The sequence below is a fragment of the Streptomyces cahuitamycinicus genome (assembly GCF_002891435.1).
GTDB classification, from domain to species: domain Bacteria; phylum Actinomycetota; class Actinomycetes; order Streptomycetales; family Streptomycetaceae; genus Streptomyces; species Streptomyces cahuitamycinicus.
The window spans coordinates 1-7,289 of record NZ_POUC01000399.1 but is presented as its reverse complement, the minus strand read 5'-3'; the positions used below and the strand labels follow the sequence as shown (position 1 = coordinate 7,289).

At 72.0% G+C, this 7,289-nt stretch carries 6 protein-coding genes; 4 read left to right on the top strand and 2 right to left on the bottom strand.

Annotated features, from left to right (window positions below; all coding sequences use genetic code 11):
- The 3 genes from C1J00_RS34570 to betT all read left to right on the top strand — a co-directional run.
- The coding region (locus C1J00_RS34570) for an aldehyde dehydrogenase family protein (RefSeq protein ID WP_146046306.1) at positions 1 to 367 on the top strand (367 nt) is incomplete at its 5' end.
- Positions 368 to 404: 37 nt separating this feature from the next.
- A complete protein-coding gene (locus C1J00_RS34565; RefSeq protein ID WP_102912906.1) occupies positions 405 to 1,976 on the top strand; it encodes a GMC family oxidoreductase in 1,572 nt (523 codons plus the stop codon).
- A 240-nt stretch (positions 1,977 to 2,216) separates the two neighbouring features.
- Positions 2,217 to 4,337: a choline BCCT transporter BetT gene (betT, locus tag C1J00_RS34560; RefSeq protein WP_102912905.1), complete on the top strand. Its 2,121-nt coding sequence runs from the start codon at positions 2,217 to 2,219 to the stop codon at positions 4,335 to 4,337.
- Positions 4,338 to 4,562: 225 nt separating this feature from the next.
- Here betT and C1J00_RS34555 read toward each other — a convergent pair whose 3' ends face one another.
- Positions 4,563 to 6,134, bottom strand: a complete 1,572-nt coding sequence (locus tag C1J00_RS34555) for an MbnB/TglH/ChrH family RiPP precursor modification enzyme (RefSeq protein WP_102912908.1) — start codon at positions 6,132 to 6,134, stop codon at positions 4,563 to 4,565.
- Between the two features lie 181 nt (positions 6,135 to 6,315).
- Here C1J00_RS34555 and C1J00_RS34550 point away from each other — a divergent pair, with 181 nt between their 5' ends.
- The gene (locus C1J00_RS34550) at positions 6,316 to 6,888 is read left to right on the top strand and encodes a potassium channel family protein (RefSeq protein ID WP_102912904.1); all 573 of its coding nucleotides are present in this window, start codon (positions 6,316 to 6,318) and stop codon (positions 6,886 to 6,888) included.
- 6 nt (positions 6,889 to 6,894) lie between these two features.
- On the opposite strand, the gene C1J00_RS34545 is transcribed toward C1J00_RS34550, so the two are convergent.
- Positions 6,895 to 7,289: DUF7144 family membrane protein (locus C1J00_RS34545; protein ID WP_342751774.1), on the bottom strand; the 395-nt coding region annotated here is incomplete at its 5' end.

Sequence of the window (7,289 nt, the reverse complement as noted above, 5' to 3'; positions counted from 1 at the left end):
GATCTTCGCCGACTGCGACCGGTCCATGCGCATCGTCCAGGAGGAGGTCTTCGGCCCGGTCGTCACCGTCGAGCGCTTCCGCACCGAGGACGAGGCGGTGGAGCTGGCCAACGACACCCGCTACGGCCTCGCCGGCGGCGTGTGGACCTCCGACGCGAGCCGCGCCCAGCGCGTCGCCCTGCGGCTGCGGCACGGCACCGTGTGGATCAACGACTTCCACCCCTACGTACCGCAGGCCGAGTGGGGCGGCTTCGGCCGCTCCGGCGTGGGACGCGAACTCGGCCCGACGGGGCTGCGCGAGTACCAGGAGGCCAAGCACATCTACCAGAACCTCGCCCCCGCCCCCTCCGGCTGGTTCAAGGGCTGACCCGCACGCCACACCGCACCACCACGAAAGGCACGGCATGGCCACCACCCCCGCGCACGGCGCCGAGTCCGCCTACGACTACGTCATCGTCGGCGGCGGCACCGCCGGCTGCGTACTCGCCGCCCGGCTGAGCGAGGACCCCGACTGCCGCGTCTGCGTCATCGAGGGCGGCCCCAGCGATGTCGGCGACGAGCGCATCCTGCGCCTGCGCAACTGGATCAACCTGCTCGGCTCGGAGTTCGACTACGGCTACACCACCGTCGAGCAGCCGCGCGGCAATTCGCACATCCTGCACTCACGGGCCCGGGTGCTCGGCGGCTGCTCCTCGCACAACACCCTGATCAGCTTCCTGCCGCTGCCGCAGGACCTCGACGACTGGGTGCGGCACGGCTGCGCCGGCTGGGACCCGGCGACGATCCTGCCCTACCGCGACCGGCTGCTCACGAAGATCGTCCCGGTGGCCGAGGCCGACCGCAATCCCATCGCCGAGGACTTCGTCACCGCGGCCTCCCGCGCCCTCGGCGTCCCCGTCGTGGACGACTTCAACGCCGAACCCTTCGCCGACGGCACCGGCTTCTTCTCCCTGGCCTACCAGCCGGAGGGCAACCTGCGCTCCTCCGCGTCCGTCGCCTACCTCCACCCGGTGCTGGACCGGCCCAACCTCACGCTGAAGCTGGAGACCTGGGCCCACCGGCTGATCCCCGACGAGTCGGGCCGGCTGACGCGGGTCGCCGTCCGGGGCGCCGACGGCGAACCCGCCACCGTGCGCGCCGAGCGTGAACTCCTGCTGTGCGCCGGGGCCATCGACACCCCGCGCCTGCTGCTGCTCTCCGGCATCGGCCCGGCCGACGACCTGCGTGCCCTGGGCATCAAGGTGCGGGCCGACCTGCCCGGCGTCGGCGAGAACCTCCTGGACCACCCCGAGTCCGTGATCGTCTGGGAGACCGCGGGGCCGCTGCCGCCCAACTCCGCGATGGACTCCGACGCCGGCCTGTTCCTGCGCCGCGACCGGGGTCAGCCGCGCCCCGACCTGATGTTCCACTTCTACCAGGTGCCGTTCACCGTCAACACCGAACGCCTGGGCTACCCCGTACCACGGCACGGTGTGTGCATGACGCCGAACGTGCCGCGGGCCCGTTCCACCGGCCGCATGTGGCTGCGCAGCAGCAACCCCGCCGAGCATCCCGCCCTGGACTTCCGGTACTTCACCGACCCCGAGGGCCACGACGAGCGCACCCTCGTGGACGGGCTGAAGGTGGCCCGCGAGGTCGCCGCGACCGAGCCGCTGCGCGACTGGCTCGTCCGCGAGGTCGCGCCCGGACCGGACGTCGTCTCCGACGCCGACCTGTCGGAGTACGGACGCCGCGCGGCCCACACCGTCTACCACCCGGCCGGCACCTGCCGCATGGGCGCCGCGGACGACCCGGCCGCCGTCTGCGACCCCGAGCTGAGACTGCGGGGCTTCGAGGGCGTGCGGATCGTCGACGCGTCGGTGTTCCCGACGATGCCCACCATCAACCCGATGGTGACCGTGCTGCTCGCCGCCGAACGCGCGGCCGACCTGATCACCGGCCGCCCCGGGCCCGCCGGCCGGGCGGCGGCGCGGTGACCGCTCCACGGCCCCCCGCAGGGCCGCCCGCCGCGGGTGTGTCTCCTGTACGGCCGCCCGGAGGGCCCCGTGTCCGGCCGGTCCCGGCCCGGGCTCCGAGTCACCAGGACGCCACCCGCGTCCCCCGCGCCCGGAAGTTCGGGCAATGACAAGAGGCCACCCCGGCTCCGCGGGCCGCGGCAGACGCCGCCGGCAACCGGGAGCCGGGGTCCTGGCCCTCAGCGAAGGAGGAACGCGGCTGTGTCGACCACTGGAGAGAAGGGCCCCGGAACGGCGCCGGAGGAGACACCGGCGGAGGAGGTGGGCACGGCCCGCCTGAAACCCTTTGTGTTCTTCGGCGCGGCCGTCCTGGTCCTCGCGATCTCGATCTGGGCGATCATCACCCCCACCGGTGCGGAATCGGCCATCGGAGTGGTGGTCGGCAAGATCTCCGAATGGTTCGGCTGGTACTACTTCCTCGCCGCGACCTTGTACCTGCTGTTCGTCGTCTTCATCGCCGTGTCCAAGTACGGCACGGTCAAGCTGGGCCCCCAGCACTCCAGGCCCGACTACGGTCTGTTCACCTGGGGGGCGATGCTCTTCGCTGCGGGCATCGGCATCGACCTGATGTTCTTCTCGGTCTCCGGCCCGGTCAGTCACTACCTGGCGCCGCCGCAGGGCGACCCGGAGACGCTCGAGGCCGCCCGGCAGGCCGTGGTGTGGACGCTGTTCCACTACGGCATCACCGGCTGGGGCATGTACGCGCTGATGGGCATGGCGCTCGGATATTTCTCGTTCCGCTACCGGCTGCCGCTCGCGATCCGCTCCGCGCTCTATCCGATCATCGGACGCCGAATTCACGGGCGGATCGGTGACACCGTCGACCTGGCGGCCGTCATCGGCACCGTGTTCGGTATCGGCGTGACGCTCGGCATCGGAGTGGTGCAGCTGAACTACGGACTGAAAGTCCTCTTCGACGTGGCGGAAGGGCTTTCCGCGCAGATCGCCCTGATCGTCGTCGCGGTGGCGATGGCCACCGCGTCCGCGGCGTCCGGCGTGGACAAGGGAATCCGCCGGCTGTCGCAGCTCAACATCCTCCTCGCAACCCTGCTGATGCTCTACATCCTGGTCGTGGGCGAGCCGTTCCGGCTGCTCAACGCAGTGGTCCAGAACGTCGGAGACTACGTCAGCCGCTTCCCGTCGATGACCCTGAACACCTTCGCCTATGACCAGCCCACCGAGTGGCTGGACGCGTGGACGCTCTTCTTCTGGGCCTGGTGGGTCGCCTGGGCCCCGTTCGTCGGACTCTTCCTGGCCCGCATCTCGCGCGGCCGTACCCTGCGTGAGTTCATCGCCGCGACGCTGGTCATCCCGTTCCTCTTCACCGGCCTCTTCTTGGCGATTTTCGGCAACAGCGCCCTGTTCGTGGTGCGCGACGGGAACGCCGAGTTCGGCGAAACCGCCATGAACGTCCCCGAGCAGGGCTTCTACAGCCTCCTGGAGCAGTACCCGGGATTCCTGTTCAGCGCGGGACTCGCGACGTTCGTCGGGCTGCTGCTGTACGTCACCTCCGCCGACTCCGGAGCCCTGGTCATGGGCAACCTCAGCGCTGAACTGCCCACCCCGGTGACCGACGCGCCCGCGTGGCTGCGCGTCTTCTGGGCGGTGGCGACCGGTCTGCTCACGCTCGCCATGCTCATCGTGGGCGGTGTGCAGGCGCTCACCAACGCCACCATCATCATGGGCCTGCCGTTCTCCTTCGTCATGTTCCTGATCATGGCCGGGCTCTACCTGGCGTTGCGTACCGAGCGGATGAAGGTGGAGGCGAGGGTCACCACGCTGCCCGCGTCGCTTTCCGGACGTATGCCGCAGCACGGTCTGCCGGGGGCGCCGAACTGGCGGCACCGGCTGGCGCGCGCGATGGCGTTCCCCAGCAGGCGGGCGGCCGCACGATTCGTCGACCAGGTGTGCCGTCCCGCCTTCCAGGAGGTCGCCGAGGAGTTGCGGCAGCAAGGAGCGCCGGCGCAGGTCATGGAAGGCACCGTCGAGGAGAACGGCCTCACCCACGTCGGCCTGCGTGTGCCGATCGGCTCCAGCGACGAGTTCCTCTACGAGGTCTGGCCGGTGGAACTGCCGACCCCCGCCTTCGCCACCCGGTCGGTCAGCACGCACGACACCTACGTACGTTTCGAGGTCCGGATCGCCGAGGGCAACCAGGACTACGACGTAATGGGCTACACCCGGGAACAGCTCATCGCCGACAGCCTCGACCAGTACGAGCGGCACCTGGAGTTCCTGCGGGTGCGCCACGAGGCGGCCACCCGCTCGGGCCTGCCCGACCACCGCCCGGACGCGCCGGACGCGCACCTGCCCGAGGCGTAGCGTTCTCGCGCCGCAGGCGTCCCGCGGCGGTGCAGCGCGTGCCGCTGGGTGGTGGGTCGGGGCCGTGTCGGGGGGGTGTCCGTTCTCGGAACGGCGCGATGGGGGTCGGACAACGGCTGACTGTCCGTTGACGCGCCAACCGGCTGCGGGCGAACACCCCCCGACACGGCCCCTTGCGTACGTACGCGGGTGCGGGCGCTCGGGGACGGGCCGGGTGGTTTGTCCTCAACGTCGCAGCAGTACCCTGCGCGTGGCGCGGACGAGCCGGTGGGCCGGTCGGGCGGAGCGCGGTGCGGGCCCCGACCGCTCCAGCCACCACGCCCGCAACTCCCGCCGCGCCCCCGTGTCACCGGGGTGCCCGGTGGACAGCAGGTGCTCGGCGAAGGTCAGGGCGTCACGCCGGTAGCCGGAGGCCATGGGGTGGGTCTGGGCGTAGCCGACGAACGCCGTGCGGTACCCGTCGCCGAGGATCACCGGCAGTTCGGGCGCGACCTTCGCCACGACGTCCGCGCGCTTCGCGGCGAGCGCCCTCGCCTGTACGCCGATCCGCACCCGGTCGAACCCCTCGGGCACGGGCGTCCCCGCGACCAGCGCCGACAGCAGCGCCGCCTGTGCCAGTGCGAGCCGCTGCCGGGCGCCGTCGACGTCCTCTTGGTGGGGCCGGCCGAAGGCGCCCCGTGTCGCCCCGGCCGCCCCGGTCTCATGGCCCTGCCGTACCGGCCCGGTCTCGTGGCCCTGCCGTACCGGCCCGGTCTCGTGGCCCTGCCGTACCGCCGCGGTCCCGGCAGCGGGCCCGCCGGTGACGCCTCGGGCGCGTTCCTGCCGTTCGGTGCCGGCCGCCACGAGCGAGCCAGGGCCGACGCCCCCGGTCGCTTCCCGCCGCCCGGTCCCGGCACCCGCGAACAGCTCATCGCCGCCGCTCTCGGGGATGGTTCCGGCCGCCGCACGGAGTTCCGCCTTCACGCGTTCGACAGCGCCCGCCTGAAGCGCCCGGCGGATCGTGCTCAGCTCGTGCTCCAGCTCCGCCGGTGCCGGGAAGTTCTCGTCGCGTTCCAGCAGAACGCCCGGCGGGGACACCCGGGAGGCGAGGTCCGTCAGGATGTCGAGGACCGGTCGCGGGACCGGGTGGGCGTGGCTGTCGTGCCAGACGCCGTCGCGTTCGAAGCCGCCGGCGACGTGGACGTAGGCGATGGCCTCCAGGGGCAGCTCGGCGAGTGCCTTGGCGGGGTCCTCGCCGCGGTTGACGTGGTTGGTGTGCAGGTTGGCCACGTCGATGAGGAGGCGGACGCCCGTGCGGTCGGCGAGGTCGTACAGGAACTGGCCCTCCGTCATCTCCTCGCCCGGCCAGCCGATCAGCGCGGCGATGTTCTCGACGGCCAGCGGCACCGGCAGTGAGTCCTGCGCGATGCGTACGTTCTCGCACAGGACGTCCAGGGCGTCCCGCGTCCGGGGGACGGGCAGCAGGTGACCTGCCTCCAGACGCGGGGACGCCGTCAGCGGCCCGCCCGCCCGCACGAACGCGATGTGCTCGGTGACCAGCGGCGAGCCCAGCGCGTCGGCACACTCGGCCAGCGCGGTCAGCCGGGCCGCGTCGGGCCGTTCCGCGCCCCCGAGACCGAGCGAGACGCCGTGCGGCACCACGGTGACGCCGCGCTCGCGCAGCCGCCGCAGTGAGTCGGGCAGGTGCCCGGGGCAGACGTTCTCGGCCACCGCCTCGACCCAGTCGATCCCCGGCATCCGCTCCACGGCGTCCGCGATCTCCGGCCGCCACCCGATGCCCGTCCCCAGTCGCTCCATCGTCCCCTCCTCCACCCGGCCCGTTCCTCGAACGTGAGGGGGGTATGGCCCAGCCGCCGGCCCCCGAACCGCGCCCCGCCCTCCTTCAGAGCAACATTTGAGGTTCGCGGTCCCGCGTCCCGTCTCCACCGACGGAGGCGCAAGGGTCGCGTCCCGCCCGGGTACGCCGTAGACCGGACCTATGCCCGAAGCCAGCGAGCAGTCCCACCGCGGCGGGCGGGAGCGGGAACCGCAATCCCGGGCGGCCGCCGTCCGCCGGCTGCGGATCGTGGCCGGAGCCCTGCTCGTGGCAGGCGTCACGGCCTACTTCCTGTTGCCGCTGGAGGGCCTCGGCGCCGACCGCCCCTGGCTGGGCTGGCCGCTGTTCGTGCTGTGCCTGGCGCTCATCGCCGCGCTGCTGCTGCGCCATGTGCGCGACATCGTGCTGGAGAAGCCGCGGGCCCGGACGGGCATCGTGATCTCGCTGCTGATGTGCCTGGCCGTGCTGGTCTTCTCGTCCGGGTACTACGCCCTCGCGCAGCAGCCGGGACAGTTCACCGGCCTGCGCACCCGGGTCGACGCGCTGTACTTCACCGTCATCACCCTCGCGACCGTCGGCTACGGCGACATCACCCCGCGCGGGCAGGAGGCCCGGCTGGTGGCCGTCGCCCAGATCCTCTACACGTTCGTCTTCCTCACGGCGGCGGCCACCGCTCTGACACGGCGGATGCACGCGGTGGTCGCGGAGCGCGAGAGGCGCCCGCCGCCGCCCTGACCGGGCTTACACCATGCGGGAGGGGCGGTAGTTGAACACCGACCAGAGGACGAACAGACCGGTCACGATCATGATGATGGACCAGAACGGCTGGTACGGCAGCCAGAGGAAGTTCGCGATCAGCGCCAGGCCGACCACGACCGCGCTCACGACCCGCGCCCAGGCGGCTCCGGCGAACAGGCCGAGCCCGGCCGCCACCACGAGCGCACCGACGATCACGTGGATCCAGCCCCACGCCGTCAGGTCGAACTCGAACGAGTACTGGCCGAAGCTCGTGTACACCTCGTCACCGGCGATCGCCGCGATGCCCTGGAACACCGCGAACAGGCCGTAGACGACCATCAGGATGCCGCCGAGAGCGAGCCCCCCGGCCGCCAGCGGGTCGCCGGAACCGCCTGGGC

Excerpts from the sequence above, each read along its gene's own strand:
- C1J00_RS34565 (WP_102912906.1), top strand. The coding sequence starts at position 405 with ATGGCCACCACCCCCGCGCACGGCGCCGAGTCCGCCTACGACTACGTC.
- C1J00_RS34550 (WP_102912904.1), top strand. The coding sequence starts at position 6,316 with ATGCCCGAAGCCAGCGAGCAGTCCCACCGCGGCGGGCGGGAGCGGGAA.
- C1J00_RS34555 (WP_102912908.1), bottom strand. The coding sequence starts at position 6,134 with ATGGAGCGACTGGGGACGGGCATCGGGTGGCGGCCGGAGATCGCGGAC.